Origin of the sequence: Arthrobacter sp. NtRootA1 (genome assembly GCF_019976975.1) — a bacterium.
Lineage (GTDB): Bacteria > Actinomycetota > Actinomycetes > Actinomycetales > Micrococcaceae > Arthrobacter > Arthrobacter aromaticivorans.
Map to the genome: position 1 here is coordinate 2,798,341 of NZ_AP024630.1, position 19,120 is coordinate 2,817,460.

General features: G+C 60.8%; 15 protein-coding genes. 3 read left to right on the forward strand and 12 right to left on the reverse strand.

The features are described 5' to 3' along the window. The first annotated feature begins 42 nt into the window (after nucleotides 1-42). Together rfbB and LDN90_RS12535 are read left to right on the forward strand one after the other, a co-directional pair. On the forward strand, nucleotides 43-1,041 hold the full coding sequence (rfbB, locus tag LDN90_RS12530; protein ID WP_216925712.1) for a dTDP-glucose 4,6-dehydratase: 999 nt from the start codon (nucleotides 43-45) through the stop codon (nucleotides 1,039-1,041). A gap of 3 nt (nucleotides 1,042-1,044) precedes the next feature. Beyond that, nucleotides 1,045-2,454 (forward strand): bifunctional dTDP-4-dehydrorhamnose 3,5-epimerase family protein/NAD(P)-dependent oxidoreductase, encoded by a 1,410-nt coding sequence (locus tag LDN90_RS12535; protein WP_223945953.1) that lies wholly within the window; start codon nucleotides 1,045-1,047, stop codon nucleotides 2,452-2,454. Here the strand turns inward: LDN90_RS12535 and LDN90_RS12540 are convergent. Next, complete coding sequence (locus LDN90_RS12540; RefSeq protein ID WP_216925714.1) at nucleotides 2,446-3,306, reverse strand: glycosyltransferase; 861 nt, start codon at nucleotides 3,304-3,306, stop codon at nucleotides 2,446-2,448. The two genes, LDN90_RS12535 and LDN90_RS12540, sit on opposite strands and share 9 nt — an antisense overlap. Nucleotides 3,307-3,748: 442 nt before the next feature. On the opposite strand from LDN90_RS12540, the gene LDN90_RS12545 reads away from it, so the two are divergent. Continuing rightward, nucleotides 3,749-6,373: a WecB/TagA/CpsF family glycosyltransferase gene (locus LDN90_RS12545; RefSeq protein ID WP_223945955.1), complete on the forward strand. Its 2,625-nt coding sequence runs from the start codon at nucleotides 3,749-3,751 to the stop codon at nucleotides 6,371-6,373. Between the two features lie 69 nt (nucleotides 6,374-6,442). Here LDN90_RS12545 and LDN90_RS12550 read toward each other — a convergent pair whose 3' ends face one another. The 11 genes from LDN90_RS12550 to LDN90_RS12600 form a co-directional block, all read right to left on the reverse strand. Continuing rightward, nucleotides 6,443-7,603: a glycosyltransferase family 4 protein gene (locus LDN90_RS12550; RefSeq protein WP_223945957.1), complete on the reverse strand. Its 1,161-nt coding sequence runs from the start codon at nucleotides 7,601-7,603 to the stop codon at nucleotides 6,443-6,445. Beyond that, the gene (locus LDN90_RS12555) at nucleotides 7,584-9,020 is read right to left on the reverse strand and encodes an O-antigen ligase family protein (RefSeq protein ID WP_223945959.1); all 1,437 of its coding nucleotides are present in this window, start codon (nucleotides 9,018-9,020) and stop codon (nucleotides 7,584-7,586) included. The genes LDN90_RS12550 and LDN90_RS12555 overlap by 20 nt, the downstream gene beginning before the upstream one ends. Next, complete coding sequence (locus LDN90_RS12560) at nucleotides 9,001-9,687, reverse strand: hypothetical protein (RefSeq protein ID WP_223945961.1); 687 nt, start codon at nucleotides 9,685-9,687, stop codon at nucleotides 9,001-9,003. The genes LDN90_RS12555 and LDN90_RS12560 overlap by 20 nt, the downstream gene beginning before the upstream one ends. Before the next feature lie 2 nt (nucleotides 9,688-9,689). Next, nucleotides 9,690-10,280 (reverse strand): hypothetical protein, encoded by a 591-nt coding sequence (locus tag LDN90_RS12565; RefSeq protein ID WP_223945963.1) that lies wholly within the window; start codon nucleotides 10,278-10,280, stop codon nucleotides 9,690-9,692. Between the two features lie 140 nt (nucleotides 10,281-10,420). Further along, nucleotides 10,421-12,430 (reverse strand): glycosyltransferase, encoded by a 2,010-nt coding sequence (locus tag LDN90_RS12570; protein ID WP_223945965.1) that lies wholly within the window; start codon nucleotides 12,428-12,430, stop codon nucleotides 10,421-10,423. Then, nucleotides 12,430-13,695, reverse strand: coding sequence for a glycosyltransferase family 4 protein (locus LDN90_RS12575; protein ID WP_216925719.1), 1,266 nt, complete (start codon nucleotides 13,693-13,695; stop codon nucleotides 12,430-12,432). Before LDN90_RS12575 ends, LDN90_RS12570 begins: the two co-directional genes overlap by 1 nt. Further along, nucleotides 13,692-15,155, reverse strand: a complete 1,464-nt coding sequence (locus LDN90_RS12580) for an oligosaccharide flippase family protein (protein WP_223945967.1) — start codon at nucleotides 15,153-15,155, stop codon at nucleotides 13,692-13,694. The genes LDN90_RS12575 and LDN90_RS12580 overlap by 4 nt, the downstream gene beginning before the upstream one ends. Beyond that, entirely contained in the window at nucleotides 15,152-15,814 is a 663-nt protein-coding gene (locus tag LDN90_RS12585) for an acetyltransferase (RefSeq protein WP_223945969.1), read from the reverse strand. The genes LDN90_RS12580 and LDN90_RS12585 overlap by 4 nt, the downstream gene beginning before the upstream one ends. Beyond that, nucleotides 15,811-16,977: a DegT/DnrJ/EryC1/StrS aminotransferase family protein gene (locus LDN90_RS12590; protein ID WP_223945971.1), complete on the reverse strand. Its 1,167-nt coding sequence runs from the start codon at nucleotides 16,975-16,977 to the stop codon at nucleotides 15,811-15,813. Before LDN90_RS12590 ends, LDN90_RS12585 begins: the two co-directional genes overlap by 4 nt. Then, nucleotides 16,974-17,993 (reverse strand): NAD-dependent epimerase/dehydratase family protein, encoded by a 1,020-nt coding sequence (locus tag LDN90_RS12595; protein ID WP_223945973.1) that lies wholly within the window; start codon nucleotides 17,991-17,993, stop codon nucleotides 16,974-16,976. Before LDN90_RS12595 ends, LDN90_RS12590 begins: the two co-directional genes overlap by 4 nt. Further along, nucleotides 17,990-19,099: a Gfo/Idh/MocA family oxidoreductase gene (locus tag LDN90_RS12600; protein ID WP_223945975.1), complete on the reverse strand. Its 1,110-nt coding sequence runs from the start codon at nucleotides 19,097-19,099 to the stop codon at nucleotides 17,990-17,992. Before LDN90_RS12600 ends, LDN90_RS12595 begins: the two co-directional genes overlap by 4 nt. Nucleotides 19,100-19,120: the final 21 nt, after the last annotated feature.

Sequence of the window (19,120 nt, forward strand, 5' to 3'; positions counted from 1 at the left end):
TTCCCGCTGCACATAGCCGCAATTGACGGCTACGCTATGGCCATGCAGAGAATCCTTGTCACCGGCGGGGCCGGATTCATTGGATGCAACTTTATCCACTACATCATGGAGCACACAGGCCTCCATGTCACGGCCCTGGACAAACTCACCTATGCCGGAAACATCGAGTCCCTCGCCGGTCTGCCTCCTGAACGTTTCGAATTCGTCCAGGGCGATATCTGCGATGCCCCACTGGTAGACCGCATGACAGCAGGCGTTGACGCCGTGGTGCATTTTGCGGCCGAATCCCACAACGACAATTCGCTGCAGGATCCCCGGCCGTTCGTGGACACGAACCTCGTCGGCACGTTCACGCTCATTGAAGCGGCGCGGAAGCACAGTACCCGCTTCCACCACATATCCACAGATGAGGTGTATGGGGATTTGGCCCTGGAAGATCCGCAGCGGTTCACCGAGTCGTCGGTCTATCGGCCCACCAGCCCCTACTCGGCAACCAAAGCCGGTTCAGACATGTTGGTGCGGGCCTGGGTCCGTTCCTTCGGCCTCCAAGCGACCATCAGCAACTGCTCCAACAACTATGGGCCCTACCAGCACGTGGAAAAGTTCATTCCACGACAGATCACCAACATCCTGGATGGCAACCGTCCCCGCCTCTACGGCAACGGCCACAATGTGCGGGACTGGATCCATGTGGAGGACCACTCCTCGGCTGTGGCGGCAATCCTGGAGCGTGGGCGGATTGGTGAAACGTACCTGATCGGTGCTGACGGTGAGCAGTCCAACCGGGTCGTCGTGGAGAAGCTTCTTCGACAGATGGGACAGTCCCCTGAAGCCTATGACCTGGTGACTGACAGGCCCGGTCACGATCTTCGATACGCGATCGATTCCAGCAAGCTTCGAAAGGAACTTGGTTGGGTCCCCCGGTTTGCAGACTTCGACGCCGGATTGGCTGACACCGTGCGCTGGTACCAGGACAACGAAGCTTGGTGGCGGCCGCAAAAAGCTGCGACCGAAACCAAGTATGCGGGTCAAGGCCACTAACCAATGGAACCCACTGAATTGACAGCCCGTAGCACCCCCATCCCTGGGTTGGTGCTTTTCGAGCTGCCGGTCCACGGTGACCACCGGGGATGGTTCAAGGAGAACTGGCACCGTAGCAAGATGATGGCTTTGGGCCTGCCGGATTTTGGGCCGGTGCAGAACAACATCTCCTTCAATGCCCTCCGTGGAACAACGCGCGGTATCCACGCCGAACCATGGGACAAGTTTGTTTCGCTCGCATCGGGGCGGATTTTTGGTGCATGGGTGGACCTGCGGGATGGGCCAACCTTCGGAACGATGTTCCATGCCGAGCTGACGGCCAAGGACGCTATCTTCGTTCCGCGCGGTGTGGGCAATGCTTTTCAAACCCTGGAGGACGACACTGCCTACACCTACTTGGTCAACGACCATTGGAGCGCCGGCGCGCAAGCCGAATATACGTTCCTGAACGTTGGCGACGAAAACGTCGCCGTCCCGTGGCCCATACCCTTGGAGCGGGCCATCCTGTCAGCGCAGGACCGCAACCATCCGAGGCTGGCAACAGTCACACCCATGCAATCCAGGCGGACATTGGTACTCGGCGCGGACGGACAATTGGGGAAGGCGCTCAGACAGGAGTTCGACGGCGACCCCACAGTCGACTTTGCGGGACGAGCCCAGTTCGATATCTCCGCAGAGAATTCCTATCTCGCCACCGATTGGCGCAAGTACTCCACCATCATCAACGCCGCCGCCTTCACAGCAGTCGACGCCGCGGAGACAGCGGAAGGCCGCACTGCTGCCTGGAGCATTAACGCAGCTGCAGTGTCCCGCCTGGCCAGGACCGCCGTCGAACATTCACTGACGCTTGTCCATGTGTCCAGCGACTATGTGTTCGACGGCACGGCCGCCGTGCACCGGGAGGACGAGGCACCCGCTCCCCTGGGTGTCTACGGGCAAAGCAAAGCCGCCGGAGACGCTGCCGTTGCTGCGGTGCCGCGGCACTACATTGTGCGGAGCAGTTGGGTAGTGGGCGAGGGCCGCAACTTCGTCCGCACCATGGCTGGCCTGGCGGCGAAAGGCGTTGCGCCCACGGTGGTGGGTGACCAATGGGGGCGGCTGACATTTGCCTCTGATATTGCCGCAGGCATCAGGCACCTGATTACCCAACAGGCACCTTACGGAACGTACAACCTCACCAACGACGGCGAGCCGCAGTCCTGGGCGGACATTGCACAGGACGTCTATCGACTCTGCGGTGCGGATCCAGGGAAAATCACCACCATCAGCACCTCCGAATACGCAAAACCCGGGACGGCGCCGCGCCCAGGCAGCAGCATCCTGGACCTTTCGAAAATAAAGGAAGCGGGCTTCATTCCGTCCATGTCGCATGCCCGCTTGGAAGCATATCTGCGTTCCGGAACGTCACTTTGAGACGAAGCTTCCCGCTTTCCGCGCCACGAGGGTCCTGGTCAAGTCCCTCAGCCGCGATGGCTTTCGGAGCAGGCGCAGGAAAATCCTCCAGGCGCCCAGCACCCTGTCCACGCTGCGGCTGAACAGTCGATCATCCACCTCGAGGGAAACAGAAAAGTGTGGGGCAATGCGTTGGGCACTCGTTCGCAGGCCTACGACCTCGTTGAGGACGTTGCCGCCGTGGATCACCTGCAACCACATCGGGTGTGCGGTGCGCACGTTCAGGACAGGGGCATATGCATCGATCCGGTAATGATGTTCAACGAACACGGTGGCGGGACGATGGTTCGCAACCCGCTCTATCAAGCTCGAAAATGGATTCATCGTGTAGGGGCGGACGTAAAGTTTCCGCCCGGCATACTGCGCACCATTCACTAGATTAACGAAGGTTTTGTCCTGTTCGGCGAAACAGTTCTGAATTGTCTCAATGAAGTCGTTTGCTACTGCGTCGTCGTTGTCGACCCGTGTGGTGATGACGTAGGGAGTGACACTAAGTTGGCCAATTGTCCGGCTAAGGAATTCCTGCGAGAAGGCACCCTCAACGTAAACAGCCCGAAAGAGGCCTTGGGATAGTTTGTCTATTTCCTGCCGCAACCACAATGGTGACAGGGAGTCAAGGAAAACCAGCCAAGTAAACCGGGCCTCGGTTTGATTCCGGAAGCAAGGGATGCAGTACATTTCAAATAGTTGAAGGCGCTCGCGAAGCCATTCGTCCGTGGGCTCTGCCTTGTGATAAAAGCTGCGGACGTTGAAGCGTGTCAGAACAAAATGCGTTGCCGAGCCCCGCGAACAATCTGTGATCTCGCTGCCCATGTCCGTCCTCTACGTGGTCAGAGTTGGTCCCTTCGGTGTCGACATAACGCATCCTCTCCCGGCAGGGGCCGGCAGGCAATACCCTGCGACCGCGGACCTTCCCATGAGTCAAACGCGCGCACTGGTGCACGCAGGCAAATCGTCCTAAAGTAGCCCTACGGCAGCCTCGAAACAGTAGGGCCGGGAGACAACTCAAGGAAGTAAGTTCGGGCGGCACCCGCCGTCCGGCATCGGCGATCCGGGAAGTGCAGCAACTTGGATCGCCGGCACATTTTTTGTGCCGTGAGTTGGATCGTCGAGCCTGGAGCCGAGAATGCTGCACCAAGAGACTGCGCCCTCCCGGGTGGCCACCCACCACATTTCTACCCGGCTTCGCCCTGGGGACGCCAGAGGGCATGGTTCCCGACCGCCAACAGTTTCACCAGCAGGGCAGGGTCTGTGGGTGAGCTTGGGCGGAGTTCCCGTCAAGCTCTTGGAGTTTGATGGCGCCCTGCGGGAAATTATGGACCGGGCAACTTCGGTTGGCGCGTCACCTCTTGGCGTTTGTTCTGCGAACCTGGACCATATCCTGCACTTTGGGGCCGGAAGCAGGTGGATGGGTGCCATGGCGGAGCACGCGTCCGTGGAGTGGCTGACGCTGTTGGACGGAGCCCCCTTGGTAGCCGAGGCCCGTCGTCTTACGGATCAACCGTGGCCGCGATTGGCGGGAAGCGATCTTGTGGAGCCCCTGCTGGACGAAGCCGAACGCCGCGGCCTGAGCGTGGGATTCCTTGGTGGCACGGAGCAGGCCCAGGAACTTATCCGCAGCAGGTTCGCAGCGGAGCGTCCGGATTTGGCGATCGCAGGCTGGTGGGCCCCGGAGAGGTCCGTGATCAGCGATGAGCAGGCTTCGCTGGAACTTGCCGCGCAGATATCGGCCACTGCTCCGGACATCCTGGTGGTGGGCATGGGCAAGCCTCGCCAGGAATTGTGGGTGAGCAAGTATGGTCGGCTCACGGGTGCCAAGATCCTGCTGGCGTTCGGTGCTGTTGTCGATTTCCTGGCTGGCCGAATCCGGCGTGCCCCATCTTGGATCAGTTCCCACGGGTTTGAGTGGGCTTGGCGACTCATGCTGGAGCCGCGCAGGCTTGCCCGCCGGTACCTGGTGGATGGGCCCGAGGCATACCTGAAGTTGCGTCAAGTCAGCGCTGCGGAAGTGCCTCCTACCGCACTGCCCGCGGGCCGGAAGCCAGAGGATTCAATAATTGCCCCTGCCCCGATCAACAACCAGGCGCCGCAGCCCTTCCTCCCGGCTGAGGCGAGGGCAGAGGTGGCAGCCATAGTTGTTACCTACAACAACGCCGACGACGTCGGGCCCCTGATTTCGAGCCTGAGGGCTATGACGGGCGAGCAAACCATGAAGGTAGTGGTGGCGGACAATTCTCCTGACGATCGCACCATGACAGAGCTGGGGAAGCATTCGGATGTCATCTCTTTGCGGACGGGCGGAAATCTCGGCTACGCGGGTGGCATCAACGCGGCGATGCGCGTGGCGGGCCCCGCCGACGCCTACCTCATCTTGAATCCGGACCTACGGGTGGAGCCGGGCGCAGTAGCAGCATTGCGCCGAAGAATGAGGCTGTCCCACGCTGGGGCCGTTGTGCCGGTCCTGCTGGAAAATGATGGCAGTGTTTATCCCTCGCTGCGCCGCGAGCCGAGCGTGATGCGGGCCCTAGGGGATGCCGCACTGGGCAGCCATCTGCGCCGTCGGCCCGCCTGGCTCTCGGAAATGGACTTCGACGTGGAGGGCTACCAATACGCTCACCGCATCGAATGGGCCACAGGCGCGGCCCTCCTGATAAGCGACGAGGCAGCCCAGGCCGTTGGGGAATGGGACGAGCAATTCTTCTTGTATTCGGAAGAGACAGATTATTGCCATCGACTCCGTGAAGCAGGGAAGTCAATCTGGTTCGAGCCCACAGCAAGGATGTGGCATGAAGGCGGGGGGTCAGGTACCTCGCCTCAACTGACGGCACTTCTGTCCGTGAATCGTGTTCGCTATGCAGCCAAACATCTCGGGCGGAGCAGGGCTCTGTTCTTCCGGGCGGCCGTGTGCGCCGCTGAGATAGCACGCATAAACAAACCTGGCCACCGGGAAGCAGCGCGGGCCCTTTTGAGGAAGCAGCTATGGCAGACGTTGCCTCATGCCACCCGATCCCCTGGTCTTTCGAAAGGCCTTCCAACCGGAGCCGTCATCATCCCGGCGCACAATGAGGGAAAAGTGATTGGCCGGACATTGGATTCTTTGAAGGACGTCATAGGTACCGGATCTGTAGATGTCATCGTGGCGTGCAATGGCTGCACCGATGATACGGAATCCATTGCCTCGCAGTATCGCGGCGTTAAGGTCCTGCATGTCAAGGAAGCGTCAAAGACAGCAGCACTGAACGCCGCGGACGATGCCACGGAACTGTGGCCGCGCCTATACCTGGATGCCGATGTAGAGCTCAACTCCGAGGCCCTGCACGCCGTTTTCAAGGCCCTGGAGGCCGGGCCCCTTCTGGCTGCACGGCCAGCCTTCCGCTACGACACCAGCGGAGCCTCCGTATTGGTCAGGGCCTATTACAGGGCCCGGAACCGGATTCCTGGAAACGCTCAAGGACTGTGGGGCGCCGGAGTCTACGCAATGAACGCGCATGGACATGAACGGCTCGGAGAATTTCCCGCTCTGACCGGCGACGACTACTACGTGGACCGTTTGTTCCAGCCGGCCGAAAAAGCTGTTCTGGCGACCGACCCTGTGGTTGTCCGGACCCCGCGCTCATCCAGGGCGTTGCTCGCGATTCTTCGGCGCACATACCGCGGAAACCAACAGCAAGGACCCACACGGGGCCCTCTGTCGACGTCATCCGGCGCAGCCACCTCTACGGCGCGGACTTTGCAGGAGCTGGCCGTTTCAGTACGCGGGCCGGTCAGTGCATGCGATGCGCTCGTATACGCTGCTTTCGCCGTTATTGGCCGGTGTGGAGCATTCTTTACGGGGAGAGCGAGCTCTTCCTGGGAACGCGATGAGAGCAGCAGGCAGTAGACCCACTGTGGGCGGACCCGGGCAGGTGGGCTTGCCTTGCAAGCTCGGGCTAGTTCCGGGCGGGCCGGGCTAGTTCCGGACCGACCCCAGCGTTACGCCGCTCCTCCGGGACCAAAAGCTTCTTCTGCTTGGCCGCGCCGACAACTCGAGCACATTGCTCCTGACGTGATCTATGAAGTCTTCCAGACGGTGGTTTTGCTCCACGTAGGCGCGACCACGACGCCCCATTTCCTCCGCGGCTTCCGGGTCGGCGAGGAAAGACTCTATGCGACTCCTGAGTGCCGGGGAATCTTTTGTTGGCACGAAAACTCCGGTGTCGCCGTCACGGATAACGTCCACCTGACCCTGGGTTTCCGAGACAATGACAGGTCTTCCCATGGCCATGCCCTCCAGAATGACGTTCACGCCTGCGTCAATGTCGGTGGGCAGCAGCGGGACAACCACCACCTTGGCGGCGGCATAGGCGTCCCGCAGCTCAACGGACGTGAGGGGTCGGACCTGGCAGTTCTCTGGCCAGCCCGGTTCATCACGAACGTCCCGCGTGATGATTTTGTATCCGTCAAGGGCAACCACCAGCGAGGCGGCTATATGAACGGGCGCGTCCAATCCCCGGACTGCGTCTGCGAAGGTTGGAAAGTCCCGTTGGGTTGAGCCTGCTGAAAAGATAATTTCACGCTCGGAATCGACTGGTTTGAAGAATTCCAGATCTACGGGATGGCGAACGAGGACTACGTCGTCGGGCCTGAACCCAATCTGTTCAATCGCCACGGTCCGTTGGATCGAGCTCCATGTCACGATTCTGTCAATACCGGTCCGGACAACCCTCAGAGGCCATCGAACTGCCGGTTTTGAAAGCCAGAACATCATGGCTAAATGCGGAGTCCTGATACGGAGGACGGCGAAGAGTGCCGCAACGGCAACTGAATGCCGTTCCGACCACGTAATAATCACATCGTAGGAGCCGCTGAGCCGCGCGGCTTCGAAGGCCTGGGCGGCAAAGGCCGGTAAACGCTTATAGATGTGTGCCCGGAGGCCCTCCGTGTGTTGAATGGTGTTTTCATCGAGGACATCGCAGTTCAGGGTTTCTTCAAACAGGAGACTGCGGGGCTCTGCGCCAGAGGACTCCAGGCGTTGTCGGTCAGCCCGCTCCACTGTCGAGCGTCCCCTGGTCTTGACGAGGAGGATTCTCGGCGCACCAACACGGAAGGCCTCATCTGTTCGAACCATCATCAACTCCGTCTCGATACGGGTGCAGCAATCCAAATCCAGGGGTCTTTCCGATGGTTGGCGCGGTCAGCTTTCCTACGGGAAGGCCTCCTCGTTCTTCCTGCACGATGCGCCACAAGGCGCCCGCGACTCCAAGCATGAGGAACAACATCGCGGCGGCCATGGGAAAAGAGAGCCCGTCGAAGAACGCAAAGGTGACAGCTACGGCTGCCAGGGACGCAAGGACTGCTTGGCTCAATTGGCGCATGTCGTTGTCCACCGCCAGGTGCCGCGCGCGCCAAGCACACGTAAGCCCACTGACGATCAGGGCCAGGAACATGGCCAGTCCCAGGACTCCGAGTTCCACAAGCAGTCCCAAATACTGGTTGTCGACGATGACGTACTCGGGCAGGAACGTTCCGAAGGCCCGCCCAATGACGGGGTTGTTTTCCAACATCCCCAAAGCAGTTGAGTACCCATTTGTCCTGGAAGTAATGCTTGTGTCATCGCCCCCCACCGTGAACAGTCCTCGAAGCGTGCCAAGCAGTCCAGGAGTGAGGATATAGATGGCGCCCACGAGGCCTATCGAGGCCACATATGCACGACGCCGCATTGACTTCGACCAAGCAGGGATGAGGATTACGAAGGCGATGGCGACCGCGATCAATGCAGAACGGGAGACGGACAAGACGGAAGCAACGGCGATAGCCATGACCGGTAGCCACCGGAGCAGCCAATTCCTGGTGGTCTGCGTCAGTGCCAAGGTCAAAGCAATGGGAAATGAGGTCGAAAGTACAACTCCGTACTCGAGCGGGTGGGACGCCATGGCGGCGGCCCGGACAAATCCGCCCCTTACGTCGATGTTGGAGAAGTCGGGGCTGGATGACATACCCGGGATGGTGATCCAGTCGATGAGCGACGCTCCGGTAACAAACTGGAGAAGTCCAAGGACTGCGGTGAACGTCCCCATCATGACAACACTGCGCATGATGATAATCAGTCCACGTCGATTCTTGAGCCCATCGTGGATCAGGAGGAGAATCCCGGCCCAGGCAAGCAAACGAATGAGTCCTCCATCTGCAGGACTGGATTCCTTATCGGGCAGGCCGTGGAGCATCGCCACGGCGTAACTGGCTATCGCAACAGCCAAAAAGAGGGCAAGGGCGAGACGGACGGGGCGGCGACCCACAGCCTCCGGCGTGGTCCTGTGGACCTGGTACAGCACCCACCATACGAGTGCCAAAAGGGCCCACAACGTAGTCAATCGTCCGACCGTGCCCAAGGCCGATATCGTCAGGTTGGAAGGAACGGCACACGTGAGCACCAGATATACGGTGACGAATGTGGCGACATCCGAGCGCTCGCGCTGCGGCTCCATTTGGGCCGCAGCCTGGACCACAGTTCCTTCACGGGGGTGCCAACTATTTGCTGAGTCCCGCATATCTACTGACCTCCCCTCGACGTACCCCACGGCGTCGGGCAACCTGGCGTTCAACAGTGGCGGCCACGGCCATGGCGGCAGCGCAAGCGAGGGCGAGCCAGGCGCTGGCACCCTTGACGCGGTCCGTCGGCGTACCGCCGCCGAAGATGATCTCGGGGCTTGACGGCGTGGTCACCGTGGTTATCAGGGCGCCATGAACGTCCGTTTCCTCCTGCAGTGCCGTGGACTCCTCCTGGATTCGCTTAATGACCGCGGACAGTACTTCGTTCACCCGCTCCGCGCTTGAGTCCACCACCTGAACCGCAAGTACCGGCCTGGAATAGCTCTTGGTCCACTGACCTCCAGTGTTGGGCAGCGTCACGGAATACCCGTGCTTGACCCCCGCTCCATAGAGGGTGCCCCGGGACAGGACCAAATTGACTGAGTCGGAGTTGTCGTTGACCCGGCGCTCCACCAAAGCGGCGAAGGGGACAAGCGAGGCCACATCTCCCCCTGGTACCCAGTAGGCAGGTTCTCCATTAGGTGCAACGAAGGAGACTTCTGCTTGCGTCCAATACACGGGATCCAGGGACCGGATAGCCCCCAATCCTGCGAAGCCAATCAGCAGAACAGCGACGGCGGCATACCACCTCCTTCGCAGGACCTGGAGCAGCGTCTTGGGCGTCATGGCTATGAGGGCCTGCGGGAAAGCGGCAAGGTGACCGGGACGTCGTCGTGCGCTGGTTCCGGCGCTGGCGCTGTAGCCGGCACAGTATGGTTGGTTTCCTCCGGAATCCGGGAACCCTTTTCCCTGCGGCGGCGGGCATTGCGTGACTTAAGCAGGCTGTCCAACAGAACGGTAAGCACCAAGGTCAGCCCTACTCCCCCGGCTGCCGCCACGAGGAGGACCTGGGTCCTTGCCTTGGATTCGGGTGTTGCCCGGCTGTCGACCAGAAGGGTCATGGTTGAGATCCGTGACTCCTCTGGAACGTTCAACGCGCCCTGCATGTTTTCCAGCACGAGTGGGGCTTGGTCCATGACCGCGCGCATGGTACCCAAGGACTCATCCGGGTTCGGTGACGTGGCCGTGATGAGAAGAATAGCGCCGCTCGTGCCTCGATCGGTCTCGGCCGTATAGCTTGCGTTGGCGAATTCGTCCGCGATCTTGCCACGGATGTCTTCGGCCGAGAGCCGGCGCGTAAGGATGTCCAGCGCCTCACCCATCCCGCCCAGATTCAGGTACGGATTACCGTCGACGCCAACGCTATGCGCTGATGGCATGATCACCAGGCTGGCTTGGGCTTTGAATTTCTCGGGGGTGTTTTGTTGGACCTGAAAACACAGAATCAACGTCATGACCAGGCCGATGATCACGAAGTACCATCTGCGTCCCAGGCTTCTTAGAATCGTTCTAATTTGCATTATTCGATCTCCCGCCTACTCTGTCCCAGGAACACTTTCACCCTGTCGATTCCGCTTCTGCCAAGGAGCCTGATCGTGGCCGCTTTGATTGCGCTGCGAAGGCCGTCACGCAGCAGGCGCACCGGCCCCTCAACCAGGGCGTCGCGCACTAACTCCAGCGTTCGCACTGTGGCCACGTCGTCGAGCAACCCAGGAAACCTGTCCGCAAATGGATCAGCGGCCACAAGCCGTCCCCGGATTCTGTTGCTGACGTTTAACCCGTGCACGACCTGCAACCATGCTGGCGGGCCACCGATTTCCTCCGTGGCCATGATCTCGCTCAGCTGGTTATGCCAGGCAGACCAACAAGTTACTGGAGCACTCCAACTGGACCGGACCGAGCAAAAAGCGTTTCGGTCGTCGTGCCTCAAGTACACCGAGGCGTCTCCTTTTATCAATCCGGAGGAGAGATAGATAGCTGACGGCAGCTCGGAGCATTGGACATCCTGCACCTGGGCCACAAAGTCTGCTGCCAGACCGTCGTCGTTGTCTACGTTGGTGGTCAGCAGATTTTGTGCCTGCCGCCCTGTGACCTCCTCGATGTCCGAGAGGAGCTCGTCGGCAGAAACTTCCGCCCGGAAAATCGGCGTGAACAGACCGTCGGCACTTAGGTCCCGAATCCTGTCCAACAACCACTCAGGAGACTCGGGATCGAAATAGACAATCCAATGAAAGCCTTTGCGTGTTTGGGCACGAACCGAGGGAAGACAATATCTCTCGAAGAGTTCAACACGGTTGTGAAGCCACCCGTCTTTGGCCCGGACAAGGCTCTCAAAGCCCTTTGACGGAAGGTTGAACCGGGTCAGGAGCGCGTGGTCTACCGTCGGCCGCACGTCATCCGCCAGCCCCTCCACGGTAGGAGCCGACAGGAGCCCCCGGATTTTGGCGCCCCGTGAGTCCCAGCTGTGCTGCCTGGCGGTTGCGTCCATATCTTTGCGGAGTTCCCGTGTCATAGGCTCACGCAGGGCCTTGAGAACGAGTTGCGAGAATTCGGTCGGTGTCCGGGCCGCCGCAATGGCGGGCGAGTCAATCCATCGGGTCGAGGGCAGGTCTGTGGCTACTACCCGGAGCCCTGCAGCAAGGTATTCAAGGGTCTTCAAAGGAAAACTTGATCGGTTGAACTCTGTGTCCGCATAAGGAGTGATCCCGACTGACACGCTTTGCAGCAATAGGGCAACGTCCTCCTGGGCCACCAACCCCCTCCAATCCACGTTTGGCCTGGACAAGAGGGCATCCAACCTGGAGCGGACAACTGGATCACCGTCCGCCCGGGGACCAATGATGAGCAGTGGGACCTCCGTTGCTGCTACGGATTCCAGGGCGTCCAGGTCCAACCGGTTGTTGAGCTGACCAACCAGGGCCACAACCGGACTGCGGCTGGAACCTGATGGCGTGGTCGCGGGAGTGCAGCCATTGGGCAAGACTTCGACGGGCCTGCCGGAAAACCGGGAGATCTTGGCTGCCAGTTCCTCAGAGACTGCGCTAATAGCGTCGGCAGATCGGATGTTCTCTTCCAATACGCGGATCAAATGGGACGAAGTGAAGCCCATGAGGTTCGTCCCCGCCAACCAATCATCTGTCACGTGCAGGAGCCGTGTCCCTTCCGGGCGGCGGGACGGAAACAGCATGATCGGCGACGAATTGACTATGCCGGCAATACGCCTGGCACTCCGATCCAACGCTGCACCCACGCAGCGGCGTACAAGGACATCCGTAGAGCGACGCACCATTGGTTTGCTCACGCCGGGCAGAGCCGGGATCCGGAGGCGGCTGATATTCGTCGCCACATCTTCGCCGACACCACGAAGGCTCCGGACGAGGTGGCGTCGGACATCCTCGTAGCTGGTAAGTGGAACCGGGTGATCAACCCAGAGGATATGGTGTGTCTTGGCCAACGAGGTGGCCAGCATCTTGTCAGTACCCGAAAGGCTGTCCCAGCGGGTCCCGGACAAATAGACGATCGTTTCCATCAGCTGTCCCGTCCACGCACGGCCAAGGAAGGCATCGATGCCACCGGCTTGGCATTGAAGTCATCGGCTGCGTTGTGTCCGAAATAGCGGTGAAAGCGTCGACGCCCCACGTAGGCGGCATATTGAGCACCAGCTAGCGCCTCGGCCCTCAACGAAGAGAATGTACCTGTGCTTTCTTCCAGTGAACGCCGGTAGAACTGCACCTGTACCCGGGCTGCGTTTGTGAGCGAAAACCTGTCCTGAACAAGTTCGCGCCCAAAGGAGCCCAGCTGGGCTCGTTCCTGCTCGTTGTCCAGCAGGAATCCAAGGATGGAAATCAAGTTTTCCCGCCCCGCTTCCGTGCCGCTGCCTACGCCGTACCATCCCTGCCAGAGGAAGCGGTCCACAGATTCCGGGGACAACAATTCCCAGAAGCCGCGCTCCCCTTGAACCACCAGCGGCTTCCCAAAGGAAAGACCACGCAAGGCCGAGCCGCCCATCCCCAGGACAACATCAGCAGCCGCGTACGCTGGCCTGGGGTCCTCAAGCTCCCCTGTTAGCAGGACCACGCGACGTCCCAGCCCGTCATTGATAGCGGAAGCCTTGGCAATCGCGTCGCTCATCCCTGGCCCGTCGCCAACGATCACTAGGCGAACGTCTCTCAGCCGTGCCAATTCAGCGATGGCGTCCATCGAGGACAAGATGCCCTCAAGCTTCAACTCCCGGGCAAGTCGTGAAACGCAAACAACTAGTTGGGCCTGGTCATTGAGTCCAAACCGTTCCCGGAATTTGACCGGCCCTGCAACGGCTGACGGACTGTTTGCGATGACATCGACGGGAGGCTCCAGAAGCCCCACGCGCTGGCGACCGGAAGCTGACTCTGCACCTAGAATCTGTTCAGTTCCTACAAGAAGGGGCATCGTCCTGGGGATAAACGGCGCAACGGCCATGGACATGACAGTCGCCATGCTGCTGCTGCCGGGTACCAGTCTTGAAGCAATCAAGCACTCAAGGGCCGGTGGCCACTCGTAACCATGGAGTACGTCAAGCATGCGGCCCCGGGCGAGCTTGCCCAACGTCGCGCACACTGACGGGGATGGCCGCTTTCGGGGAGTCGGTGCCTGAATGAACTCCAGATCAAGCTCCCGCACCTTCCGGGTAAGCGTTCCGGGCTGCCCAAAAATGACCACGCTGTGGCCAAGATCCCGGACAGCGGCTCCCAACTCAATGGCATTGACCTGGCTGCCACCGATTCGAAGGTCATGCGGATAGATAAGAATCTTCACCGGACAGCCTCCTGCTCCCGACCCATTCGACGCAACTGATGAATGTCTCCCAGCCGGAGGAACACCGAGACCGCGAGCGCCAGCAAACCAACCAACAGGCTGGCACCAACTGCCAGAAACGGCGAAGGAATCGAAGAGGACAGCACGAAACACGCCACTCCGGCGGCGAGCGAGATACCGGTGGACACGCTCACGCTGACTGCAAGGCTCCTCAAGGGAATGCCAGCCCGAGAGAGCGCACCTAAATAGAGCGGCGAAGTTACGGCCGCCGCAATGAACAGCGGAACTGCCGCCAAGCCTTGGAGGCCGCCCAGTTGTGCGCCCAGCACAAGTGCCGGAATCAAAGCAAGGAGGGACAAGAGTTGGACCCTCAGAATGGGAACAGACTGCTTTATCACCACCAGGTAGTCATAAATGAGTTCGTGAAAAACCCTGAAGACCGCAACCGGCGCCAGCCAAGCCAGGGCCCCGGCAGCCGGCCCCCACGCCTCCCCATACAGCAGCGTCACCACCGGAACCGCGCAGGCAGTCAGGACGGCCGAAACCGGCAGCATGGCTGATGCCACCACCGCAACTATTGACAGCATGGCGGCACGCATCTCCGTGGGAGCATCCTGCAGTCTGGCAAATGTCGCAGGTGCCACGCTGCGCAGAGGCTGCGACAACAAGCTGGCTGGCCAACCGGCCATATTCGTGGCCATGACATAAAAACCCAACACCACCGGACCGAGCATCTTTCCAGCAACCAGTTGGTCAACGTAACCCACGCCGAAGACCACTATGCTCGCGCCCGCCAAAGGCAACCCAAAACCCAGCAGCTGTTTCGCCAGCTTCATGGAGAACCCAAAGCGATAAGGCAACGGCGAGTAAACCAGGAAAAGGACAGCGGAAACAAGGCTGGCCAGCACGCGTCCAACGGCGAGACTCATAGCGCCCATCCCCATAATGACGAGAACAAGGGAGACGCCTGCCCCAAGCCAAACGTTGACCTGGTCAATGATCATTCGTTGGCCCTGGCGAAAGTTTCGTTGCAGAACGGCCGCAGGCGTAGCCACCAGCCCGTTGAGAATGATGCATAATGCGAGCGCCCTGACCACGTCGGTGGCAGCTTCGTTTCCCATGGCTGCTGTGAAGTATGGCGCCATCACATAGGAACCTGCGAAGAGAAGAATGCTGCATGCCGTCGAGATCGTCGTCACGGTCGCTGCGATCTCCTTCGGATCCCCTGGCCATCGAACGATTGCCAGGCTGACCCCAAGTTCGTTGAAGCTCAGTACAGCCATGAGTGCCACAAAGGCCACAGCGTATGTTCCGAATTGCTCGGGCCCCAGTAACCGCGCGAGTGCTATGCCAATTGCGATCGTTCCCAGGCGGGTCACGACTGCGTTCAGCACGCTGATGACAAACGCCCGTGTTGGAGTGGGCGTTCGCGGGATTGCAGGACGGCTGCGGAGGGTCACAGGGCGTCCTCCAGTTCGGGGGAAAAGCCGCGGCGGATGACGCGTGCGGGCACCCCAGCCCAGGTTTCCTCGTCGGGAACATCGGTAAGCACGGCCGCCCCCATGCCGATGGTTGCGCCGGCGCCGATGGTGCGGCGCTCGCGGACGCTGGCGTTCATGCCGATGTAGGCTGCGCGCCCGATGTGGACGTTGCCGCCGAGGGATACGCCTGCGGCCAGGGTGGCGAAGTCGCTGATGACGTCGTCGTGGGTGAGCGTGACTCCTGGCATGGCTACTACGTGGCTTCCCACTGTGACGGAGGCTGTCATGGTGACATTGGCCAGGAGGATGCTGCCAAGGCCAATCCTGCATCCCTCCGGCGGATGTACTGATGAGTCGATCGCTGTCGCGTAGCGGTCCTCTGCGAGGCCCAGAGTGCGTAAGCGCATGACGACGCTTTCGCGTCCTCGGCCGGATCCAATGCAGACAAGCAGCATGGCGTGTGGGAAGGTCAGGGCATCGCGGATGGGCCCCAGTACGTGGGCGCCATCCACGACGCGCCCGAATTTGTCTTCGTCGTCGTCGAGGATTCCGATGACATCGTATTGTCCGGTATTGCGGACCATGGCCAGGACCTCGCGGGCGAGTCCGCTAGCGGCGATGAGGAGGAGTTCGGTCATCTTCCCTGTCCTGCCGCGCGAAGTACTGAGTCGATGACCCGGACCTGGTCACCCAGGGTGAGCTGGTGGTAGAGAGGCAGAATCAATGTGTGCTCTGTCAGCCATTCGGTTGCTGCCAGTGAAACCGCTCCTTTGGCTGTCCGGGCGTAGGCCGGTTGCCGGTGTGCGGCCATGATGCCGCGTCGTGCCGATATTCCGTCCTCTGCCAGGCGCGTCATCAGGGCGTCTCTTCCGAGGGGGAAACCTGTGCCTACTTCCAGCCAGCAGGACTGGAAGTTGCCGGTTCCGTATCCGGGGTCCTCCACTAGACGGAGGCCTTCGATGCCAACGAAGGCGTGTGCGTAGTTGGCGGCCAGTTCGCGTCTGCGCTGTACTGCTTGGTGCAGGCGGCCGAGTTGGACGATCCCGACGGCGGCCTGGAGGTCAGTCATGCGGTAGTTGAAACCTACTTCGAGGTATTCCTCGGCGGGGGCGAGGATGCTTGCATGACGGTCTGCGGCTGAGACGCTCATTGCGTGTTCGCGGAGGCGGCGGGACCGGTCTGCGAAGTCCTGGCGTGGTGTGGAGAGCATCCCGCCCTCGCCGGTGGTGAGGATTTTGCGGGGGTGGAAGGACCAAGCGACCAGTTCGGCGCCGGCTCCTACCGGGCGGCCGCGGTAGCGGGAACCGATGCCGCAGGCTGCGTCTTCCACGACGGTGATGCCGAGGGGGTCGCACAGGGCCCGGATGGGATCGAGATCCACGGGTACTCCGCCTTGGTCCACGGCTATGACTGCCCGTGTGGCAGGAGTCAAGGCAGCGGCAATCGTTTCAGCGGTGACACAACCGGTTAGTACGTCGACGTCGGCGAAGACCGCCCGGGCGCCTACATAGGTGGGGGCGTTTGCCGTGGCAATGAAGGAGAAGGAGGGAACGACGACGTCGTCTCCCGGACCGACACCGGCGACGGCGAGTGCCAGGTGCAGGGCGGAGGTGCAGCTGGAGACCGCGACGGCGAAAGCGGCTTGTTGCTCCAGGGCGAAGGCTTCCTCGAACTGCTTGACTTTGGGGCCTTGGGCCACCCAGCCGGAAGCGATGACCTCGGCCACTGCTTGGGCTTCTTCTTCCCCCAGCCACGGTTTCATGACGTCGATGCGCGCCAGGGAGGTTTCGGCGGTTGTCATCGTGCACCCACTGAGGGTGCTTCCGGCCGGGCAAGCTGCCGGGAGGCTGCGATTTCTTCACGGAGCGGACGCCACCAGGTGACGAGTGAGCGGAGTCCGTCTTCAAGTTCTATCGCGGCTTCGAAACCGAGGTCCCGCTTGGCAGCGGTGACGTCCGCGAGCCGTCGGGCAACGCCGTTGACTGCACGTTCAGGTCCGTGGTCAAGGTGCAGTGGGGACTGCATGACCCGTAGCAGTGTTTGCGCGAGTTCGGCCAAGCTGGTTTCCGTGCCGCTGGCCACGTTGTAGACGCCCTCCCGGACGTCGCTGGCGGCTGCGAGGATGTTGGCCCTCGCGACGTCGACCGTGTGGATGAAATCCATTGTCTGGTGGCCGCTGCCGAAGATCAGGGGCGGAAGGCCATCCACTATCCGCTCCATCCAACGGACGAGTACCTCTGTATAGAGGCCGTGGACGTCCATACGGGGACCGTAGACGTTGAAGTACCTCAGGAGGACGTAGTCCAGGCCGGACATGGCCCGGAAGCTCCTCGCCATTCCCTCATTGAACGATTTCGCGGCCCCGTAAAAGGTGTCGTTGTTGTGGTGGTGGTGTCTCTCGGTGGTGGGGAATTCTTCTGCCATTCCGTAGACGGAGGCACTGGACGCCGCGATGACCTTTTCCACATTGTGCTCAACGGCGGCTTCGAGCACGTTGAAGGTTCCATCCACCAAGACCTCAAGCGCCAACCGTGGCTCCTCGGCGCATTGGGTGATACGGATCGCAGCCTGATGGAAAACCAGATCTTTGCCCCTGGTGAGGTCGTGGACCATGTCCCGGTCCCTCAGGTCACCTTCCACCAGCTGTACGAGTCCGGTAGCCAAGGCATCGTTGAGGTTGGACCGGCGCCCCCTGACGAGGTTGTCCAGGACGTCCACGTGCGCCGCACCGGCGTCGAGCAGTTGGTCTACCAGGGTGGATCCGATGGTTCCGGCGCCTCCGGTGACCAGGACGTTGGCGCCGAGCAGCTTCTTCATTGTGCGACCTGGAGAGCGACCTCGTTGCCCGCAACGATGGTGGACTGGCCGTCTGCTCCCAGGCTTTGGGTGACGGCTTCCAGTACTGAGAGGACCCTGAGCCCGGATTCTCCGCTGGTGCGCGGTATCGTGTGGTTCCGGATGGAGCCGGCCAACTCGGCGACCACTTGGCCCAACGGTTCGCGCTCCTGCAACGCCGGTGACCAGGTGTCGCCCAGGCGATAAGAGATGGCCGAGGTCTTTTTGTCCGCCGCGGACCGTGGCTGTTGTTCCAGGCTGACGCCGCGATCATAGACGCTGAGGCGTTGTTGCGGGTTCAGGTCGTCCCAGACGAGCGTCCTCTTTGAGCCGCCAATGATCATTTGGCGGATTTTGGTGGGACTGAGCCAGTTCACGTGGATATGTACCATGGCGTCGTTTGGCAGGCCGAAGGTCAGGTGGCCTACGCAGTCGCGGCCGGTACCCAGCGGGTCTGCGCCGTGGGCAGAGATCTCGGTGGGGTGCAGGCCTCCCGGTAGGACGAAATCCAGGATCGAGAGATCGTGCGGTGCAAGATCCCAGAACACGTTGACGTCCGGTTGGACAAGTCCGAGGTTGATGCGCACGGAGTCGACGTACAAGATGTCGCCCAATGCCCCACTTGATACGAGCTCCTGGATCTTCAAAACCGCGGGAGTAAAACAATAGGTGTGGTCTGCCATGAGGACCAGGCCGCGGGCTTTGGCTTCCTCCACCATTTCCAGGCCCTTGGCACGGCTATCCGCGAGTGGCTTCTCGACGAGTACGTGCATGCCGGCGCGCAAGGCAGTCATCACTACTCCGTGATGTGTGTGCGCCGGGGTCGCCACGGCGACGGCGTCCAGGTTGTAGGTGTCCAGGAGTTCGTCCAAGGACTCGACGACGGCGACGCCGCCTACTGTTTCGGCCAGCCGAAGTCCGCGCTCCACGTCAAGATCGCAAATTGCCACGAGTTCCCAGTCGGGGCTGGCTTTAAGGTTTCTGGCGAGGTTCGGGCCCCAATATCCCGCTCCGACCACGGCGATCCGCAATTTCGGGGTCATCCCGTGGCCGTTGAGGTGGCCTGATGGAATAGTTCCTATGCTCATTTTCCACTCGGATTCTGTGTT